At 68.8% G+C, this 19,293-nt stretch carries 19 protein-coding genes; 10 read left to right on the top strand and 9 right to left on the bottom strand.

The annotated features are described in order from the left end of the window. Positions 1 to 6 precede the first annotated feature (6 nt). The 9 genes from TBU01S_RS02690 to TBU01S_RS02650 all read left to right on the top strand — a co-directional run bounded on the left by TBU01S_RS02690 (position 7) and on the right by TBU01S_RS02650 (position 8,637). Positions 7 to 234 carry a tautomerase family protein gene (locus tag TBU01S_RS02690; protein WP_004334023.1) on the top strand — a complete coding sequence of 76 codons (228 nt, stop codon included), beginning with the start codon at positions 7 to 9 and terminating at the stop codon, positions 232 to 234. Then, entirely contained in the window at positions 231 to 1,145 is a 915-nt protein-coding gene (locus TBU01S_RS02685; protein WP_068635099.1) for an acetaldehyde dehydrogenase (acetylating), read from the top strand. Before TBU01S_RS02690 ends, TBU01S_RS02685 begins: the two co-directional genes overlap by 4 nt. Further along, positions 1,145 to 2,194, top strand: a complete 1,050-nt coding sequence (dmpG, locus tag TBU01S_RS02680; RefSeq protein WP_068635098.1) for a 4-hydroxy-2-oxovalerate aldolase — start codon at positions 1,145 to 1,147, stop codon at positions 2,192 to 2,194. The genes TBU01S_RS02685 and dmpG overlap by 1 nt, the downstream gene beginning before the upstream one ends. Beyond that, complete coding sequence (locus TBU01S_RS02675; protein WP_068635097.1) at positions 2,194 to 2,952, top strand: SDR family oxidoreductase; 759 nt, start codon at positions 2,194 to 2,196, stop codon at positions 2,950 to 2,952. Before dmpG ends, TBU01S_RS02675 begins: the two co-directional genes overlap by 1 nt. Positions 2,953 to 2,991: 39 nt before the next feature. Next, positions 2,992 to 3,423, top strand: coding sequence for a tautomerase family protein (locus tag TBU01S_RS02670; protein ID WP_068635096.1), 432 nt, complete (start codon positions 2,992 to 2,994; stop codon positions 3,421 to 3,423). Between the two features lie 20 nt (positions 3,424 to 3,443). After that, a complete protein-coding gene (locus TBU01S_RS02665) occupies positions 3,444 to 3,782 on the top strand; it encodes a 2Fe-2S iron-sulfur cluster-binding protein (protein WP_174524492.1) in 339 nt (112 codons plus the stop codon). 275 nt (positions 3,783 to 4,057) lie between these two features. Then, positions 4,058 to 5,161 (top strand): tRNA (uridine(54)-C5)-methyltransferase TrmA, encoded by a 1,104-nt coding sequence (trmA, locus tag TBU01S_RS02660; RefSeq protein ID WP_068635094.1) that lies wholly within the window; start codon positions 4,058 to 4,060, stop codon positions 5,159 to 5,161. Between the two features lie 158 nt (positions 5,162 to 5,319). After that, entirely contained in the window at positions 5,320 to 7,134 is a 1,815-nt protein-coding gene (locus TBU01S_RS02655) for a M61 family metallopeptidase (RefSeq protein ID WP_068635093.1), read from the top strand. Between the two features lie 174 nt (positions 7,135 to 7,308). After that, positions 7,309 to 8,637, top strand: a complete 1,329-nt coding sequence (locus TBU01S_RS02650; RefSeq protein ID WP_068635092.1) for a ferredoxin reductase family protein — start codon at positions 7,309 to 7,311, stop codon at positions 8,635 to 8,637. Here TBU01S_RS02650 and TBU01S_RS02645 read toward each other — a convergent pair. The 8 genes from TBU01S_RS02645 to TBU01S_RS02610 all read right to left on the bottom strand — a co-directional run bounded on the left by TBU01S_RS02645 (position 8,613) and on the right by TBU01S_RS02610 (position 15,853). Then, the gene (locus TBU01S_RS02645; RefSeq protein ID WP_068635091.1) at positions 8,613 to 10,034 is read right to left on the bottom strand and encodes an MATE family efflux transporter; all 1,422 of its coding nucleotides are present in this window, start codon (positions 10,032 to 10,034) and stop codon (positions 8,613 to 8,615) included. The genes TBU01S_RS02650 and TBU01S_RS02645 overlap by 25 nt on opposite strands. Beyond that, a complete protein-coding gene (locus tag TBU01S_RS02640) occupies positions 10,031 to 10,600 on the bottom strand; it encodes a hypothetical protein (protein ID WP_068635090.1) in 570 nt (189 codons plus the stop codon). The genes TBU01S_RS02645 and TBU01S_RS02640 overlap by 4 nt, the downstream gene beginning before the upstream one ends. A gap of 83 nt (positions 10,601 to 10,683) precedes the next feature. After that, complete coding sequence (locus TBU01S_RS02635; RefSeq protein WP_068635089.1) at positions 10,684 to 12,159, bottom strand: Y-family DNA polymerase; 1,476 nt, start codon at positions 12,157 to 12,159, stop codon at positions 10,684 to 10,686. 6 nt (positions 12,160 to 12,165) lie between these two features. After that, positions 12,166 to 12,840, bottom strand: a complete 675-nt coding sequence (gene imuA / locus TBU01S_RS02630; protein ID WP_068635088.1) for a translesion DNA synthesis-associated protein ImuA — start codon at positions 12,838 to 12,840, stop codon at positions 12,166 to 12,168. A 56-nt stretch (positions 12,841 to 12,896) separates the two neighbouring features. After that, the gene (lexA, locus tag TBU01S_RS02625; RefSeq protein WP_068635087.1) at positions 12,897 to 13,505 is read right to left on the bottom strand and encodes a transcriptional repressor LexA; all 609 of its coding nucleotides are present in this window, start codon (positions 13,503 to 13,505) and stop codon (positions 12,897 to 12,899) included. A gap of 70 nt (positions 13,506 to 13,575) precedes the next feature. After that, the gene (locus TBU01S_RS02620) at positions 13,576 to 14,619 is read right to left on the bottom strand and encodes a zinc-dependent alcohol dehydrogenase family protein (RefSeq protein WP_245650824.1); all 1,044 of its coding nucleotides are present in this window, start codon (positions 14,617 to 14,619) and stop codon (positions 13,576 to 13,578) included. A 167-nt stretch (positions 14,620 to 14,786) separates the two neighbouring features. After that, on the bottom strand, positions 14,787 to 15,098 hold the full coding sequence (locus TBU01S_RS02615; RefSeq protein ID WP_068635086.1) for an AzlD family protein: 312 nt from the start codon (positions 15,096 to 15,098) through the stop codon (positions 14,787 to 14,789). Next, entirely contained in the window at positions 15,095 to 15,853 is a 759-nt protein-coding gene (locus TBU01S_RS02610) for an AzlC family ABC transporter permease (protein ID WP_083953425.1), read from the bottom strand. The genes TBU01S_RS02615 and TBU01S_RS02610 overlap by 4 nt, the downstream gene beginning before the upstream one ends. 126 nt (positions 15,854 to 15,979) lie before the next feature. Here TBU01S_RS02610 and TBU01S_RS02605 point away from each other — a divergent pair, with 126 nt between their 5' ends. Then, a complete protein-coding gene (locus TBU01S_RS02605; protein ID WP_068635084.1) occupies positions 15,980 to 16,849 on the top strand; it encodes a LysR family transcriptional regulator in 870 nt (289 codons plus the stop codon). A 143-nt stretch (positions 16,850 to 16,992) separates the two neighbouring features. Here the strand turns inward: TBU01S_RS02605 and metE are convergent, their stop codons facing one another. Then, positions 16,993 to 19,284 carry a 5-methyltetrahydropteroyltriglutamate--homocysteine S-methyltransferase gene (gene metE, locus TBU01S_RS02600; protein ID WP_068635083.1) on the bottom strand — a complete coding sequence of 764 codons (2,292 nt, stop codon included), beginning with the start codon at positions 19,282 to 19,284 and terminating at the stop codon, positions 16,993 to 16,995. Positions 19,285 to 19,293 lie beyond the last annotated feature (9 nt).

Genomic DNA, 19,293 nt, shown 5'->3' with positions numbered 1-19,293 from the left:
CGACAGATGCCAATCATCGAAATGCACATGATGCAGGGCCGCAGCGACGCGCAGAAGCGCGCGGTGGCCGGCGCCGTCACCGAGGCGGTTGCGCGCAGCCTGGGGTGCAGCCCGGAGACGGTGCGCATCCTCATCACCGAACACGGCACGGAGGAATTCTTCGTCGCCGGACTGACCATGGCCGAGCGCGCGGAACGCCAGCGGCGCACGGCATCGCAGGAGCAGAACCCATGAAGAAGATCCGATGCGCCCTGATCGGCTCCGGCAACATCGGCACCGATCTCATCTACAAGATCCAGCGCAGCCTGGTGCTCGAGCCGGTCTGGATGGTGGGCATCGACCCCGCCTCCGAGGGCCTGGCGCGCGCCCGCGAAATGGGCCTCAAGACCACCGCCGAAGGCGTGGACGGCCTGCTGCCGCACGTGCTGGAGGACGGCATCCAGATCGCCTTCGATGCCACCAGCGCCTACGTGCATGCGGAGAACAGCCGCAAGCTCAACGAACTGGGGGTGATGATGATCGACCTGACGCCGGCCGCGATCGGGCCGCTGTGCGTGCCGCCGGTCAACCTGCGCGAGCATGCCGACCGGGTGGAGATGAACGTCAACATGATCTCCTGCGCCGGCCAGGCGACGATTCCCATCGTCAACGCGGTGTCGCGCGTGCAGGGCGTGGGCTACGCCGAGATCGTCGCCAGCCTGTCGTCGAAATCGGTGGGGCCGGGCACGCGTGCCAACCTGGACGAATTCACCTACACCACCTCCAGCGCGATCGAGCGCGTCGGCGGTGCGAAGAAAGGCAAGGCGCTGGCCATCATCAACCCGGCCGAACCGCCGCTGATCATGCGCAACACGATCTACTGCCTGACCGAGGATGAACCGGACCATGTCCGCATCACCGAGTCGATCCTGCAGATGATCGGCGAAGTGCAGAAGTACGTGCCGGGCTACCGGCTCGTCAATGGCCCCATCTACGACGGCAACAAGGTTTCCGTGTTCATGGAAGTGGCCGGCCTGGGCGACTACCTGCCCAGGTACGCCGGCAACCTCGACATCATGACTGCGGCCGCGACCCGCACCGCCGAGATGTTCGCCAAGGAAATCCTGGCCGGAAAGATCAAGCTGAAAGCGACGGAGGCGGTGTGATGAGCGAAACGAAATCCCTGCAGGGCCGCAAGGTCGTCCTGCACGACATGTGCCTGCGCGACGGCATGCATGCCAAGCGCGAACAGATCGGCGTCGAGCAGATGGTGAAGGTCGCCACCGCGCTCGACGACGCCGGTGTCCCCTACATCCAGGTCACGCATGGCGCGGGCCTGGGCGGCAACTCGCTGCAGCACGGCTTCGCGCCGGCGAGCAACGAGGAATACATCGCCGCGGTGGCATCGCGGATGAAGCAGGCCAAGGTCTCGGTGCTGCTGATCCCCGGCCTGGGGACGATGAAGGAACTGCAGGCGGCCTTCGACGCCGGCGCGCGCAGCGTGCATGTGGCGACGCACTGCACCGAGGCCGACACCTCGCCGCAGCACATCGCCTTCGCGCGCAAGCTCGGCATGGACACCACCGGCTTCCTGATGATGGCCCACCTCAACGACCCGGCCGGCATCGCCGCGCAGGGCAAGCTGATGGAGTCCTATGGCGCCCACACGGTGTACGTCACCGACTCGGCCGGCTACATGCTGCCGGAGGACGTACGCGCGCGCGTCGCCGCGTTGCGCGAGGCGCTCGACCCGGCGACCGAGATCGGCTTCCACGGCCATCACAACCTGGGCATGGGCATCGCCAACTCGATCGCGGCGATCGAGGCCGGCGCCACCCGCATCGACGGCTCGGTGGCCGGGCTGGGCGCGGGCGCGGGTAACACGCCGCTGGAGGTGTTCGCCGCGGTGTGCGAGCGCATGGGCATGGAGACCGGCGTGGACCTGTTCAAGCTGATGGATGCCGCCGAGGACATCATCGTGCCGATGATGGACCACCTGCTGCGGGTCGACCGCGAGTCGCTGACGCTGGGCTTCGCCGGGGTGTATTCGACCTTCCTGCTGCATGCCAGGCGCGCGGCCGAACGCACCGGGGTGTCCGCGCGCGACATCCTCGTCGAACTCGGGCGCAAGAAGATGATCGGCGGCCAGGAGGACATGATCATGGATACCGCCATGACCATGGCCAAGGCGCGCGGACTGGAGGGCGTGGCCTGATGTCCGGTGAGCCGTCCGAACTCGCGGTGGTGGTCGGCGCGACCGGCGCCTTCGGCCAGCACATCGTCGCGCGCCTGTGCGATCGCGGACTGGGCGTGGTGGCGGTGTCGCGCACCGCGGCCGCGCTCGACGCGCTGCGCGCGCGCCACCCGCGGGTGCGCGCCTGCGTCGCCGACATCGCCGCCGACGAAGCCATCGCGCAGATCGCCGCCAGCGTCGACCGTCCGGTGCGGATGGTGGTGCATGGCCCCGGCGTCGCCGTGGCCGGCGGCATCGCCTCGGCGCCGGCCGCAGCGGTCGTGGATGCGGTCAACATCAAGGTGGGCGGCATGCTGCGGCTGGTGCGCGCGGTCGAGCCGCGGCTGGTGCGGGGTTCGCGGCTGGTCGCGATCGGCGGGCATTACGGGCTGGAGCCGACCGCCTACGCCGCCGCCGCGGGCATCGCCAACGCGGCGCTGGGCAACCTGATGCGGCAATTGAGCCTCGCCCACGGCGCCGGTGGTGTCACCGCCCACCTGATCGTGCCCGGGCCGGCCGACACCGAACGCCTGCACCGCGTCGCCGCCGACCGCGCCGCGCTGCGCGGCACCACGGTCGAGGCGGTGATGGCGCAGATGCGGGCCGAATCCTCGATCGGCGCGTTCACGACGCCGGCGCAGGTGGCCTGGGCGGTGGCCCTGCTGCTCGCTCCCGAAGCCGACGCGATGACCGGCAGCACCTTCATGCTCGACGCCGGACGGCGGCGCGGACTGCCTTGAGCCGCAAGGCCGAGGCTTGCCTGACCAAAGGAGACACACATGCCGGTCGTCAATTTCCACCTGGTCGAAGGACGGGCGACGCCGCAGCAGGAAGCGGCGCTGCTGAAGGCCGCCTGCGCGCTCTACTGCGAGGTGCTGCGCGCGCCGCTGGAGCGGGTGCGGGCCTTCATCACGCGGCACGCGCCGGCGCACGTCCTGGTCGCCGGCGAGTTGGTCGGCGACGACGGGCCGCATGCGCCGGTGTTCCACTTCATCGTCCTCGAAGGCCGGCCGCTGGAAGAGCGCCAGCGCCTGCTCGCCGGCTTCACCACGCTGCTCGTCGATATCCTGGGCGTGGAGCGGGCGCTGGTCAGGGGTAGCTGCACCCGCGTGCATCCGGGGGACTGGGCGATCGGCGGCCGTCCGGCGAGCGAGCTGCGCGCCGACGAAGTGCGCGCGCGGGCGCTGCGGGCGGCGGACGGCGCGGCGTGAGCGCGGCGGGGCCGGGGCGCGTGAAGCACGACGTCGAGATCGCCGGCACCGGCGAACACTACGCCTGCGGCAGCGACGAATCGGTGCTCGACGGCATGGCGCGGCTCGGCCGGCGCGGCATTCCGCTGGGCTGCAGGGGCGGCGGCTGCGGCGTGTGCAAGATCCGCATCACCGCGGGGCGCTACCGCTGCCGGGCGATGAGCCGCCAGCACGTCGGCGCCGACGAACTGGCGGCCGGCGTGGTGCTGGCGTGCCGGGTCATGCCGGAAAGCGATCTGGTGCTCCAAGTGTTGGGCAAGATGCAGAAATGCATGGGCGCGGGGCGCCCGGCGCCCGAGGCGACTGGCGCCGGTGAGTGAAGCGCCGGGGCCGGGTCGCGGCACCGTCCTTTTCATGCTGATGGCTTTTCCGTCTCCTCGGTCGTCGGCACTTGCGCCCCGGAATCCGTTCCGGGGTTTTTTTCGTCTTGGGCCGCCCCAAGACGAAAAAGCCCCCTTGGGGGGCAGCGAGTCCGCGCTGCGGATGAGCGTGGGGGTCTTTTTTTCGTCCGCCTTTGCCGTCCATGGCCGGGCATCGCCGAGCGTCGTATACTCTTGCGCCCCTCGGCCCCATCCCTTTCACCACCTTGCCTGCCATGCCGTCCGACCGCATCGACCCCGCCCAATACGAATCGCAACTGGCCGGCAAGCTCGCCGCCTTCAAGCGGGATTTCGCCGATTTCGGCCTGCCCGAGCCCGAAGTCTTCCGCTCGGCGCCGCTGCACTACCGCATGCGCGCGGAGTTCCGCATCTGGCACCACGGTGGGCGCATCGACTACGCGATGTTCGAGGCCGGCGGCGGCGACAAGAAAGTCGTGCTGATCGACGATTTTCCCGCTGCGGCCCAGCCGATCTGCGAATTGATGCCGCGCCTGCGCGATGTCTTGCAGGACTGCGAAGTGCTCAAGCGCAAGCTGTTCCAGGTCGAATTCCTCGCCACGCACAGCGGCGAACTGATGGTGTGCCTGATCTACCATCGCCCGCTCGGCGAGGACTGGAGCGCGGCCGCGCAGGCATTGGCGGACCGCTTCGGCGTGCAGCTCATCGGCCGCAGCCGCAAGCAGAAGATCGTGCTCGGCCGCGACTGGCTGCTGGAATCCTTCGAACTCGACGGCCGCACGCTGCGCTACCAGCAGATCGAAGGCAGCTTCACCCAGCCCAATGCCGGCGTCAACCGGCAGATGCTGGGCTGGGCCCGCCGCCAGGCGGCCGATGCCGGCGGCGACCTGCTGGAGCTGTACTGCGGCAACGGCAACTTCACCGTGGCGCTGGCGCCGGCCTTCGGCAAGGTGCTGGCGACCGAGGTCAGCAAGTCCTCGGTGCGCGCGGCAAACTACAACCTCGAGGCCAACGGCATCGGCAACGTCACGATGGTGCGGATGTCGAGCGACGAGATCAGCGACGCGCTGGCCGGCGGGCGGGAATACCGCCGCATGAAGGAAATCGACCTCGGCGGCTATCGCTTTTCGACGCTGTTCGTCGATCCGCCGCGCAGCGGGCTGGACGCGGCCACGGTCGAACTCGCCCGCGGCTTCGAGCGCATCCTGTACGTGTCGTGCAATCCGGCCACGCTGCGCGACAACGTCGCCGCGCTGCACGATACGCACGAGATCGCGGCGGCGGCGGTGTTCGACCAGTTTCCCTATACCCTTCACCTCGAAAGCGGCCTGCTGCTGAAGCGGCGCCGGGCCGGCGGCTGAGCCGCCACGCAACCGGAGCGCCGGGCACGGATGGCGCTGCGCATTGCGCTGCGGCAGCCCGGGTCGACGCGGGCGGTGCGGGGTGGTAAATACAGGACTTCCGGCACGAGGGCTTGAAGCCCGTGCCAATCCCCGTTGCCAACCGGACCCGCGACACGATGCCTCCCGCCTTGCCTGCCGTCGAATACCGTATCCGCCCCGCCAATCCCGGCGCCCATCTTTTCCATGTGAGCTGCACTGTCCGCGATCCCGATCCGGCCGGGCAGGTCTTCCGCCTGCCAGCGTGGATTCCGGGCAGCTACATGATCCGCGAGTTCGCGCGCAACATCGTCACGCTGCGCGCCGAACTGGATGGCGAAGCCTGGCCGATCGACAAACTCGACAAGCACAGCTGGCGCGCCGCGCCGGTGCCGGACGGCGGCGTGCTCAGCCTGCATTACGAAGTCTACGCCTGGGATCTGTCGGTACGCGCCGCCCACCTGGACGGCACCCATGGCTTCTTCAACGGCACCAGCGTGTTCCTGGCGGTGGAAGGACGCAGCGATCGTCCCTGCCTGGTGGGCATCGAGCGGCCGGACGGCGCCGAATACCGTGACTGGAAGGTCGCCACTGCCTTGCCGCTTGCACACGGCGTCGTCGGCGCGGCGCGGCCCTACGGTTTCGGCTGGTATCGCGCCGCCGACTACGACGAGTTGATCGATCACCCGGTCGAGATGGGCAGCTTCGCCCTCGGCCATTTCGACGCCGCCGGCATCACCCACGACGTGGTGCTGGCCGGCCGCCACGACTGCGATCTCGAACGCCTGTGCGAGGACTTGCGCCGCGTCTGCGAATGGCAGATCGCGCTGTTCGGCGCGCCGCCGCCGATGGACTACTACGCTTTCCTGACCATGGTGGTGGGCGAGGGCTACGGCGGGCTGGAGCATCGCGCCTCGACCGCGCTGCTGTGCAGCCGCGCCGACCTGCCGTGGAAGGGCATGGAAGGCCTGCCCGACAGCTACAAGAGCTTTCTCGGCCTGTGCAGCCACGAGTATTTCCATACCTGGAACGTCAAGCGCATCAAGCCGGCGGCCTTCACGCCTTACGATCTGACCCAGGAAAACTACACCCGCCTGCTGTGGGCTTTCGAAGGCTTCACCTCGTATTACGACGACCTTGCATTGGTACGCAGTGGCGTGATCACGCCCGGGGACTACCTCGGCCTGCTCGGCAAGACCGTCTCCGCCGTGCTGCGCGGCAGCGGACGGAGCAAGCAGAGCGTGGCGGAGTCGTCCTTCGATGCATGGACCAAGTATTACCGCCAGGACGAGAACGCGCCCAACGCCATCGTCAGCTATTACGCCAAGGGCGCGCTGATCGCGCTCGCGCTCGACCTGCAGCTGCGTGCCGGCAGCGACGGGCGTATCAGCCTGGACGACGTGATGCGCCTGCTGTGGCAGCGCCATGGGCAAACCGGGCTGGGGGTGGCGGAAGAAGGCATCTTCGATGCGGTGCGCGAGGTGGGCGGCAGCATGCTGGGAAGCAAGCTCGCACGCTGGCTGAAGAAAACGGTCGAGGGCACCGGCGACCTGCCGCTGGCGAAGCTGCTGAAGGGCTTCGGCATCGACTGGCAGGCCGAGCCGACGGCCGCCGCGCCTTCGCTCGGCGTCAAGCTGGCGGCCGGCAATGGCGAATGCAGGCTTGCCAGCGTCCATGACGGCGGTGCGGCACAGGCGGCCGGGCTGTCGGCCGGCGACGTGCTGATCGCGCTCGACGGCCTGAAACTGGGCAGCGGCAAGGCGCTCGACGACATGCTCGCGCGGCGCCAGCCTGGCGATGAGGTGGAGATCCACGCCTTCCGCCGCGACGAGCTGATGGTGTTCAGCGTCGTGCTGGGCGAGCCCGTCGTCGACAAGATCAGCCTGAAGCCTGCGGAAAAGGCTTCCGCCGGAGCGCTGAAGCTGCGCAGGGGCTGGCTGGGCCGGGCTGCCTGAGCGCTCGGCTGCAGAAGCAGGATCATCCCTGCCGGCGCTGGATTCCCGCAGTTCCCGGCCGGCAGGCCCCGGCTCCACGTCGGTGCGAGCCAGGCGGATTCAGGCTGCGTTCAGGCAGGCCGGGCGAAACTTGGGCATCGTCAATCGAAAAAGTACGGCGGGAGGCGTACGGCGATGAAACCGATCAAGACAGGTCTCGTGGTTTTGCTGGGTGGGCTGAGCGTGCTGTGGCTGATGGCGGATACTTTCCTGCCCCAGCCTTTCGGCTATTTTCCGTTCCGCAAGGTATTCGTGCAGTACTCCGGCGTCATCGCCATGGGGGCCATGAGCGTCGCCATGGTCCTGGCGCTGCGCCCGGTGCGCCTGGAGCCGATGTTCGACGGCCTGGACAAGATGTACCGCCTGCACAAATGGCTCGGCATCACCGCGCTGGTGGCCGGCACCGTCCATTGGCTGTTCGCCAAGGGCACCAAGTGGGCCGTCGCTTGGGGCTGGCTGGTCAAGCCGGGCAAGGGCGGCGGGCAGGCATACGAAGGCATCGAGGCGCTGTTGCGCACCCAGCGCGGGCTGGCCGAAACCGTCGGCGAATGGACTTTCTACGCGGTCGCGGTCCTGATCGTGCTGGCGCTGATCAAGCGCTTTCCCTACCGCCTGTTCGCCAGGCTCCACACGCTGCTGGCCGCCGGCTACCTGTTGCTGGTCTTCCACAGCGTCATCCTGATCAAGCACGAATACTGGACCCAGCCGATCGGCATCGCCATGGCGCTGCTGATGGCCGCAGGCAGCCTGGCCGCCTGTATCAGCCTGGCCGGCCGCATCGGCCGCAAGCGCCAGGTGGGCGGGCGCATCGAGGAACTGATCCATTACCCCGAAATGCAAACCCTGGTCACGCGCATCCAGCTCGACGAAGGGTGGAAGGGGCACCAGAGCGGCCAGTTCGCCTTCGTCACTTCGGATCCCCGCGAAGGCGCTCACCCCTATACCATCGCGTCGGCATGGGACCCCGGCAAGCGGCAGATCACCTTCGTCACCAAGGGGCTGGGCGACCACACCAGGCGCCTGCCGGAGCGCCTGAAGATCGGCGACCCGGTGACGGTCGAAGGGCCTTATGGCTGCTTCACTTTCTCGGACCAGCGGCGCCAGATCTGGATCGGCGCAGGCATCGGCATCACGCCTTTCCTGGCCCGTCTGCAGTATCTTGCCGGGCACCCCGCTGAAAGCCGCCAGGTCGACCTGTTTCACCCCACGACCGTGCTGGCGCCGCAGGCTCGCGAGATTCTGGCCGAAGCGGCCGGGGCCGCCGGTGTCAGGCTGCACCTGCTGATAGGCGATGGCGAGGGCCGGCTGGATGGTGAGCGCCTGCGCCGCACCGTGCCCGGCTGGAAGGATGCCAGCGTCTGGTTCTGCGGCCCTTCGGCGTTCGGCCGGGCCTTGCGTGCCGATCTGCTGGCTCACGGGCTCCCCCCGGGAGCCTTTCATCAGGAATTGTTCGAGATGCGCTGACGTTCCATCACCCGCGCCAGCAGCCAGCCGAACAGTGCGGTGGCCAGCACGGTCGCCGCCACGCTGGCCTCCCAGAAGCCGGCGACGCTGGGCGCCGTCTCGCGGCCGAAGGCGTGGTAAGTGGCCCAGTAGCCGCCGCCCAGGCCGACGCCCCAGAAACACAGGGTGTGCAGCAGCATCGGCAGCAGCGTGACCTTGAAGCCGCGCAAGGCATGCGCGGCCACGGTCTGGATCGCGTCGGTCAGTTGATAGATGCAGATGTAGACGATCAGGCCGAGCGCCACCGCGCGTACCGCCGGATCGGTCGATGACAGGCCGATCACCGGCTCGCGCAGCAGCCACAGGCCGATGCCGACCAGCGTGGCGAAGCCGGACGTCAGCCACAGGCTGACTTTCACCGTTGCGCGCGCGCGTGCCCAGTCGTGTGCGCCGGCGGCCTGACCGACCAGCACCAGGGTGGCGATCGACATCGCCAGCGGCAGCATGTAGACCAGCGCCGACAGGTTGGCGACCACCCGATGGCCGGCCACCGCTTCGGAGCCGAGGCGGGCGGCGAACAGCGCGATCAGCGTGAAGGAAGTGATCTCGATGAAGGTGGAAAAACCCATCGGCACGCCCAGGCGCAGCAGCGAGCCGATCTCGCGCGGGCGGGGCGCCTGCCAGTGCGAGAAGATCGCGTACTGGCGGTAGGCCGGGCTGCGCAGCAGGTGCAGCAGCCCGCAGCCCAGCCCCAGCCAACTGACGATGGCGGTCGAGATGCCGCAGCCGGTGCCGCCGAGCGCGGACAGGCCGGCGAAGCCGAACAGGCCGTGGGTCAGCGCCCAGGCGAGCGGCACATGCACGCAGACGGCGATGAAGCTGATGACCATCAGCACCCGCGGTCGGCCGACCGCGTTGTTGAAGGCGTAGAAAGTGCGATAGAGCAGTACCGCCGGCAGGCCGAAGGCGGTGGCCCGCAGGTAGGCACCGGCGCCTTCGGCAATCTCGGGCGGCACGCGGGCGAACCGGAGCAGGGCATCCGGCTGGCCGAGCACCAGGCAGCCCGGCACGGCCAGCATCAGCGCCAGCCAGAAGCCCTGCTGCAGAGCCGGCCCGATCGCACCGCTGCGCCCGGCGCCGACATGGTGGGCGATCGTCGGCGCCACCGCCTGCAGGATGCCGACCAGCAGCATCACCACCGAGATGTACAGCCCGCTGCCGACCGCGACCGCGGCGAGGTCGGCCGTGCCGTAGCGGCCGGCGATCAGCGTGTCGGCGACCATCATGGACATCGACAGCAACTGCGCGACCAGCACCGGCCAGGCGTGGTGCAGCAACTGGCGGATGATGGGCGCTGCCGGCAGAGCTGCGGCCGCCGGTGTTGCCGGCGAGGTGGGACGGGCGGGGGTGGGCTTCAATCTTGCGCCGCGTTGCGGGGGAACAGGCGCGGGCGCCAGTAGCGCCAGGCGAGGAAGCCGAACAGCACGGCCATGATCAGCCAGAAACCCACGCCCTGCCAGAAGGCGATCGGATCGGTGGCGAGGAAGTAGTCGCGCGGCGGCCGCACGAAATGGATGCGGCCCTCGTACAGGCCGCGCCCGGCGGCGGCAATGGCGGCCAGCGCGGGCGAGAACCACACCAGCAGGCCGACTGCGACGATGGGTTTGTCGAGCGCGGCGCCGGTCGTGCGCCTGGGCAGGTAGACGCTGTCCACGCCGAACCAGACCGCCAGCAGGAAGCCGATGGCGGCCGCCAGCGGCGCGATCGCCAGCGCCGCGCCGAGCAGCGTGGCCGCGGCCATGAAAGGCAGGCCTTCGAGCGGCAGGATCCGGTCCCAGATCGGTTCGAGCCGGCTGAACAGCCACCACGAGATCGGCAGCGCGATGATGAAGGCGAGCAGGCTCCGTTTTGCACGGCGGCGGGCGGCGTCGCCCGGCAGTTCGGCAGGTATGCCGGGAGAGTGGGGGGAAGAGGAGGATGGCATGTCTGTTGTTGTCCGGCAGGCCGGGAAAAATGTGCCGGGGAGTGTACTACGTTCGCAAGGCGCTTCCCGGCGCGGCGGCCGCGTCAGCCGAAGCAGCCGTGCAGGAACCAGCCGCCCGGCGAGGCGAGATCATGGAAAACCCAGCACAGGCTGCCGTCGGCACGGCGGGCGAGGTAGTAGTCGCGGCGGATGTCGCCTTCGTCCCACCAGCCGCTTTCGATGCGTTCGGCGTCGCCGATCAGCGCGTATTGCCGAAGGTCGATCGCTCGCGGCGCGGGGAGCAGCCACAGGGGGCGCAAGTTTCGGCTCGGAGAAGGCTTTGCCTGGCTGCTTCGGGACCGCTCCCCGCAGACTTGCCAGGCGGCTTCCGGGCGGTGGTCGGCGAGTGGCGCGAGGCGGCGCACGGCGCCGTCGCCGAGCCGTGCGCGCAGGCGGTCGAGCAACTGCAGCGCTTCGTTCCGGGCCTGGCCGGGAGAGCCGAACAGGTCGGTGGCATGCGCACCGCGGTCGAGCGGGTGCTCGGCTTCCAGGCGCAGGATGCAGATCTCGGCAGGCAGCACCTGCATGCCCAGGCGTTCGCGCGTGATCAGGGCGAGATGATCCGCGTCGTCCGAAGGATGGCCGAGCACGATGTCCAGCGGCGTTTCCCCGCTGCCTTCATGGACCAGCGACAGGCGGCAATGGTCGATGCCCGCATGCCTGGCCTGCAGCCAGGCCGACAGGCTGGCGAACAATCGGCGGGCGGCGAACAGCAGGGCTTCGCTGTGATGGGTCGGCGCCGGCAGCGCCAGTTCGTGCGAGAAGCGCGCGGGCGGCTCGAACCAGGGGCGAGGGTCGGGCTGTTCGCCGCGGGCGCGGGCGATCAGCAGGCCGACGGCCTGGGCCTGGCGACGGGCCAGGCCTGCTGCGGGCAATGCACGTACCACGCCGATGCTGCGGGCGCCGAGGCCGTCGAGCAGCTCGAGCGTGCTGGCGGAACAGGCCGTGGTGGCATGAGCGAGCATTTGGGGGAGAGCAGGGTCGCCGTCCGTGCCGCTGCCGAGGACGGACAGCGGCAAGCCGTCCAGCGCCTCGCGCCAGTCGATGCCGGCCGCGGGGTCCTGCCCGCAGGCGGCGAACCAGCAGGCGGCCAGCGGCGTGGGGGCGCAGGCGAGGCGGGCTTCGATGCCGAGCTGCAGCAGGCCTTCGCGAGCCTGCTGGCGGATCGCGTCCATACCGCCGAACAGGCGCAGGCTGGCACCGATCTCGAGCAGCACGGCGTCGGGCGGAGCAAGGCTGATACGCGGCGTGAAGCGCCCGGCCCAGCAGGCGATTTCGGCCAGCAAGGCGGCTTCGCGCGCGGTCTGGCGAGCTTGCAGCTGCAGCGCCGGCGCCATGGCCCGTGCGGCCGACAAGGCCTGGCCGGCAAAGACGCCCTGGGCGCGGGCGGCGCCGTTGGCGGCGAGGATGCGGTTACGGCGGCCGCTGTCGATCACGCCGAGCGGCGTGTCCTCGTCGGCCAGGCCGCGGGTGAAGACCTGCAGCGGCAGCTCCGGCAGCTTGATCGCGAGCCACGGCATGCTTGTTCAGCCGACGAGGGCGAGGCGCCGTGCCGTGCCGGCGCAGGCGTCGTTCGTCGCGGCGGTGTCGTCGAGCCAGCTCAGCAGCACAGGGCGCGCTGCAGGCGGGCCGCGCCGTTTCAGGATGTCGATGCGCAGCCCCCCGGTCGTGGGCGCCAGGGCCAGGCGCAACGGCGCGGGCGAGGCGTGGCGGGCCATGTCGCGCGTGCGGAACAGGAACAGCGGCGTGGCGCTTTCTTCGGCAGCCAGTTGCAGGCGGCGCAGCGCTGCGGTGTCGGGCCGCGCAAGCCAGGCCAGCACCAGGGCGCAGGCGCCGCTGGCCGTCGCCTGGCGGGCGGCCCACAAGGCTTCTGCCGCGCTGGCAGGCTGGATCAGCAGCAGGCGCTGCAGCGGCACGCCGGCAGCGGCCAGCGCCGGTGCGTAGGGCAGCAAGGGCGGCGCGATGCAGGCGATCCAGCGTTCGGCGCCGGCCTTGCGCATCAGCGGCAGCAGCAGGGACAGTTCGCCCACGCCGGGGTGTTCGGCCAGCAGTTCGATCAGTGCGCCGGCCGGCCAGCCGCCGCCGGGCAACTCCGCATCGAGCACAGGGAAGCCGGTGGGCAGGATGCCGCCGGGCGGCCGCGCCAGATGCGAGCCCTGCCAGACGAGGCCGGCGGGCAGGTTCTCGAGCAACTGGGCCACGGCGTGCTCCGCGTGATTCGTCGATGCGCGGCAGGCGCGGACAGGACGGGGAAAACTCAGTGATCCTGGCGGATCAGGCCGACCATGACGCCTTCGATGGCCAGCGGATCGCGCCGGGTGTCGACGACGATGGGTTCGAAGTCGGGGTTGGCGGGCAGCAGCTCGACCAGCGGCCCCTTGCGCTGCAGCGTCTTGACGGTGACTTCGTCTTCCAGCCGGGCGACGACGATCTGGCCGTTGCGCGCCTCGGGGCTGCGATGCACGGCGATCAGGTCGCCGTCGAGGATGCCGGCGTCGCGCATGCTCATGCCGCGCACGCGCAGCAGGTAGTCGGCGCGCGGCGAGAACAATGCGGGGTCGAGCTGGAGCCGGGTTTCGACGTGCTCCGCCGCCAGGATCGGGCTGCCGGCGGCGACGCGGCCGACCAGCGGCAGGCCCAGCGCCTCGGCCAGGCGGATGCCGCGGGCGCGGCCTTCTTCCAGCAGGATGGCGCCCTTGGCGGCGAGCGCGCGCAGATGGGTTTCGGCCGCATTGGGCGAGCGGAAGCCGAAGGCGGTGCAGACTTCGGCGCGGGTGGGAGGGCGGCCTTCGCCTTCGACGGTGGCGCGGATGAAATCGAGAATTTCCTGCTGGCGGGCGGTGAGCTTCTCGCTGCGGGCGTTCATTACAGCCTCCTTGTGGATGGCTGTAATTTTAAACAGTTGATGGAGAACGGCAAGCCTGGCCGGAGCGGCTTCAGGGAATCAGCACCGCCGCGCCCTGCAGCGCGCCGCGGCGCAGCCGCTCGAGGGCGTCGTTGGCATCGGCCAGCGCGAAGCGCGTCACTTCGGTGCGCACCGGCACACGGGCGGCGAGGGCGAGGAATTCGTCGCCGTCGCGCCGGGTCAGGTTGGCGACCGACATGATGCGGCGTTCGCCCCACAGGATGTCGTAGGGAAAGGAGGGGATGTCGCTCATGTGGATGCCTGCGCAGACCACGCTGCCGCCCTTGCCCAGTGCCCGCAGCGCGGCCGGCACCAGTTCGCCCGCCGGGGCGAAGATCAGCGCGGCGTCCAGCGGCTGCGGCGGCAGCTCGTCCGATGCACCGGCCCAGCAGGCGCCGAGCGTCCGCGCAAAGTCGCGGCTGGCTGTGTCGTCGCGGCGGGTGAAGGCATGGACTTCGCGCCCCTGCCAGACGGCGACCTGGCAGATGATGTGGGCGGCCGCGCCGAAGCCGTAGATGCCCAGCCGCCGCGCGTCGCCGGCCATCGCCAGCGCCCGGTAGCCGATCAGGCCGGCGCACAGCAGCGGCGCGGCCGCGGCGGCATCGATCGCGTCGTCGAGCGGAAAGCAGTAGCGCGCATCGGCCAGGGTGAATTGCGCATAGCCGCCGTGGATCTGATAGCCGGTGAAGCGGGCCTCGTCGCACAGGTTCTCGCGCTGGCTGCCGCAGTAGCTGCAGTGGCCGCAGGTCCAGCCCAGCCAGGGCACGCCCATGCGCTGGCCGAGGCGGATGCCCTGCACGCCGCTGCCGATGGCGGCCACGCGGCCGACGATCTCGTGGCCGGGAATCATCGGCAGTACGGGGTCGGGCAGTTCGCCGTCGATCAGGTGCAGATCGGTGCGGCAGACGCCGCAGGCTTCGACTTCGAGCAGAACCTGGCCGGCCTGCGGCACGGGGCGTGGCAGTTCGACGGCCTTCAAGGGCTCGAAAGGACGTTCGAGCACCATCGCGCGCATGCGTTCCGGCAGGTTCGGGAGCATCTGCCCGGGCCGGGAGTCATGGTTCGTGGAGGACATCGTGTGTCTCCTTGGAGTGCAGGTGTGGCGCGTTTCCGAGTCTTGCCCGATGCGGACAAGGAGATTCTCGGCCTCGCTTTCCTGCCGGGCAAGCATTCCAGGCGACGGAAAGGATCGGCAAGGGCGCTGCGGCAAGTTCGGACAGCGCGATCGCCGTCGCGGCGCTCCTACAAAAGCTGCCTGGACAAGGCCGCCGTGGCGATGCCGGCAGCGATCGCGGGCAGGGGCTGCTTCAGCAGCAACATCGTGGCGGCGGTGGCCAGCAGCGCCAGCCGCGCGCCACCGTCGCCATTCACCGCCAGCGGTGCCAGAAGCGCCACCAGTACCGAGCCGGACATGGCGCCGATGAACTGTTGGACCCTGCGGCCGATGGGGACGAAGGACATGACGAAAATCCCGCCCCAGCGGGTGGCCAGCGTCACCCCCGCCATGACCAGAATGATGATCAGCGTGCCGATGGCCGACGTTTCGATGCTCACGGCTTTTTCTCCATCCAGACTGCGCCCAGCACGCCGCCCGCCAATGCGCCCACGACGACATGGCTGTTTTCCGGCAGATACCAGTAGGCCAGCAGTGACGAGCAGGCCGCCACTGTCCATATCGCGAACATGCGCAGGTTCTTCGGCCCGCTGATCGCCATCGCCAGCATGAAACAGCCCATCACCATGTCCAGCCCCAGGCTCACCGGGTCATGAATGGCATTGCCGAAATGGAGGCCCAGCCAGGAACCCAGTATCCAGGCCAGCCAGAGGGCAATGCCGCCGCCCAGCAACAGCCCCATGCCCGATTCGCCGCGGCCGAATGCCTGTATGGACATGGCCCAGCTGGCGTCGGTGACGACGAGCATCACGCCGTAGCGCCTTGCGGGCGGCAGATGGCGAAGCCACGGATAAAGCGTGGCCCCCATCAGCAGGTGGCGGGCGTTGACGGCGAAGACAGTGATGGCCAGCGGGATCAACGGCACTTGCGCGCCCCACAAGTCCAGCGCGGCGAACTGCGAAGCGCCGGCAAAGACCAGCGTGCTCATGATGACGATCGAAGCGCCATCCAGTCCCGACTGCGTGGCTGCAAGCCCGAATGCCAGGCCAAAGATGACGACGAAAAGGGAAATGGGCAGCAACTGCTTGAAGCCAAGCCATACCTCGTGGCGATCGAGCGCGTATGCCGTTGCAGGCTTGCTTGTCAAAGTCCGGTCTCCTTCACCTGTAGCTGTCGCCGTTCCGAGCGAAAACATCGATTGCGTGCGATGGCCGGCGTGGCCGGAAGGGCATGCAGGCCGGAAGGATGCGCCAGACAGTAAATGACGAAAAGCGCATAATTCTGCTACCTACCATCCGTAAATCGAATACATGAAGGCGCCATGAATTACCCGGATCTGCAGGTCGATTGGCTCAAGTGCTTCGTCGCGGTGGTGGATGCCGGTTCGTTGTCCGGCGCCGCGCCGGAACTGCATCGCTCGCAGTCGGCGGCGAGCATGCAGCTCAAGAAGCTGGAGGCCGCGGTGGGGCGGCAACTGCTGGTGCGCGGCCCGCGGCAGCACCAGCTGACGCCCGACGGGCAAGTCCTGCTGGGTTACGCACGGCGTATCCTCGACCTGCACGCGGAGGCGCAGGCGGCCTTTCATGGCGAGGAGCTGGCAGGCCGTGTTCGACTCGGGGTTCCGGACGATTACGCCGCCACCTACCTGACGCCTGTCCTCAAGCGCTTCGCGCCCAGGCACGGCAACGTGGAAATCGAGCTGGATTGCGAGCAGTCGACATCCCTGATTCCCCGCGTCGAAAGGGGCGACCTGGATCTGGCGCTGATTTCGCGGGACCATGCCCGGCGCGGCACCTTGCTGTTTCACGAACCGATGGTGTGGGTGGGAGCGCCCCAGTTCGATGCGTGGCGGCGTGATCCGCTGCCCATCGCGGTCTATGAGAACACCAGCCTTGCAAGGCGCAGCGCCATCAATTCATTGGGTCTGCAGGGGCGCCGCTACAGGGTGGTCTACAACAGCTCGAGCCTGGCCGGGCAGATCGCCGCCGTCGAGAGCGGGCTGGCCGTCGCCGTGCTGACCCGCTGCAGCGCACCGCCCCATCTGGAAATCCTGGGCAGTGCGCATGGGCTGGGGCCACTGGAGCCGATGGAAGTGTCGGTGTACCGGAGCAGGGCTTCGCGCGGCTCGAAGGCCGTGGATAGCCTTCATGAGCTTCTGATCAGGACGCTCAGGATTTCCGAATCAGCCTGAGCTCTTGTCGGTCCATGGGCATGTGGCCCGTGTCGCCGACGCTGGAAGAACAGAACCCAGCAGCCCCCTGGTGGCATGGCGACAGGGGGCTGCTGAGCTGGGGCAGGGCCTCGACCCTGCCATGCCGGGCAGAAAGTGCCTGCTCAGGCGGCGGCGCGCAAGGTCTTCGCTGCCTCCACCATGTTGGCCAGCGCCGGGATGACTTCACCCCACTGGCGGGTCTTCAGGCCGCAGTCGGGATTGACCCACAGGCGCTCGGCGGGGATGCGCTCGGCCGCCTTCTTCATCAGGTCGACGATGTGCGCGGTGCTCGGGATGTTCGGCGAATGGATGTCGTACACGCCGGGCCCGATCTCGTTGGGGTACTTGAAGTCGTCGAAGGCGTCGAGCAGCTCCATGTCCGAGCGCGAGGTCTCGATGGTGATCACGTCGGCGTCCATGCCGGCGATGGCCTCGATGATGTCGTTGAACTCCGAATAGCACATGTGGGTGTGGATCTGCGTTTCGTCGCGCACGCCGTTGGCGGCGATGCGGAAGCACTCGATCGCCCAGTCGAGGTATTCCTTCCACTGCGCGCGGCGCAGCGGCAGGCCTTCGCGCAGCGCGGCCTCGTCGATCTGGATCACGCGCACGCCGGCCTTTTCCAGGTCCAGCACTTCCTCGCGGATCGCCAGGGCAAGCTGCTTGCACGATTCCGAACGCGGCTGGTCGTCGCGCACGAAGGACCAGTTGAGGATGGTCACCGGGCCGGTCAGCATGCCCTTCATCGGCTTGCCGGTAAGCGACTGCGCGTAGGTGATCCACTCCACCGTCATCGGCCGCGGGCGGCTGATGTCGCCGAACAGGATGGGCGGCTTGACGCAGCGCGAGCCGTAGGACTGCACCCAGCCGAACTGGCTGAAGGCGTAGCCGTCGAGCTGCTCGCCGAAGTATTCCACCATGTCGTTGCGCTCGGCCTCGCCGTGCACCAGCACGTCCAGCCCCAGCTTTTCCTGTTCGCGCACGCTGCGCTCGATTTCCGCCTGCATGGCCTGGCGGTAGGCCGTGGCGCCGATGCGTCCGGCCTTGTAGTCGGCGCGTGCCTGGCGGATTTCCGCGGTCTGCGGGAAGGAGCCGATGGTGGTGGTGGGAAACTTCGGCAGTTTGAGCAGCGCGGCCTGCTTGGGCGTGCGCCGCGCGTAGCTGCTTTCGCGCATGCCCAGGTGGGGAACGATGCAGGCCACCGCGCTGCGCACCTTGGGGTTGTGCACCCGGGGCGAGGCGCGGCGGGCGTCCAGGTCGGCCTTGTTGGCCGCCAGTTCGCCGGCCACCGCCGCGCGGCCTTCGCGCAGCGCGGTGGCGAGCACCTTCAACTCGTCGAGCTTCTGCAGCGCGAAGGCGAGCCAGGACTTCAGCTCGGGGTCCAGCTTCTGTTCGCTGGCGAGATCCACCGGCACGTGCAGCAGCGAGCACGAGGGCGCGAGCCACAGGCGTTCGCCAAGGCGCTCGGCGATGGGTTCCAGCCAGTCGAGCACGGCAGTCAGGTCGGTCTTCCAGATGTTGCGGCCGTTGATCACGCCGAGCGACAGCACCTTGTGCGAGGGCAGCAGGCCGATCAGCGGCAGCACGTCGTCGCGCCCGTTGATCGCATCCACATGCAGCCCGGCCACCGGCAGGTTGGCCGCGAGGTACAGGTTCTCCGCCAACTGGCCGAAATAGGTCGCCAGCAGCAGCTTGACGCGGCAGCTCTTCAACTGGTGGTAGGCGGTGGTGAAGGCATGCTGCCAGTCAGCGTCCAACTCGGTGACCAGGATGGGCTCGTCGATCTGCACCCATTCGATGCCCTGCGCGGCCAGCGTCTCCAGCAGCTCGGCATACACCGGCAGCAGGCGCGGCAGCAGCGCGAGGCGGTCGGAGTCGTCCTTGGCCTTGCCGATGGCGAGATAGGTGACGGGGCCGACGATCACCGGCTTGGTGCGCACGCCCTGCGCCCTGGCTTCGGCGAGTTGCTCCAGCAGGCGCGAGGCGTCCAGGCGGAACTCGGTGGCGGTGGTGAATTCCGGGACGATGTAGTGGTAGTTGGTGTCGAACCACTTGGTCATCTCGCCGGCGGCCACGCCGCCGCAGCAATCGGCATGTTCTTCCGCCGACTGGGCAGAGCGGCCTCGGGCGACGCGGAAGTAGTTGTCCAGCACGTCGCCGTGGAAGCCCTGCACGCGCTCGGGCAGGTTGCCGAGCATGAAGCTGGTGTCGAGGATCTGGTCGTAGAACGAGAAATCGCCTACCGGCACCAGGTCGAGGCCGGCCTGGTCGTTCCAGTGGCGCTGGCTCAGGCTGGCGCCGGTCGCCTTCAGTTCGTCGCGGGACGATTCGCCCTTCCAGTAGGATTCGAGGGCGAATTTCAGTTCGCGTTTTGCGCCGATGCGCGGAAAGCCGAGGTTGTGTGTGAGTGCCATGGGAGTGCG

It is taken from the genome of Thauera butanivorans NBRC 103042, from assembly GCF_001591165.1.
In the GTDB taxonomy this organism is placed as follows: domain Bacteria; phylum Pseudomonadota; class Gammaproteobacteria; order Burkholderiales; family Rhodocyclaceae; genus Thauera; species Thauera butanivorans.
The sequence above is the reverse complement of the archived record's forward strand: the minus strand, read 5'-3'. Positions and strand labels throughout refer to the sequence as shown.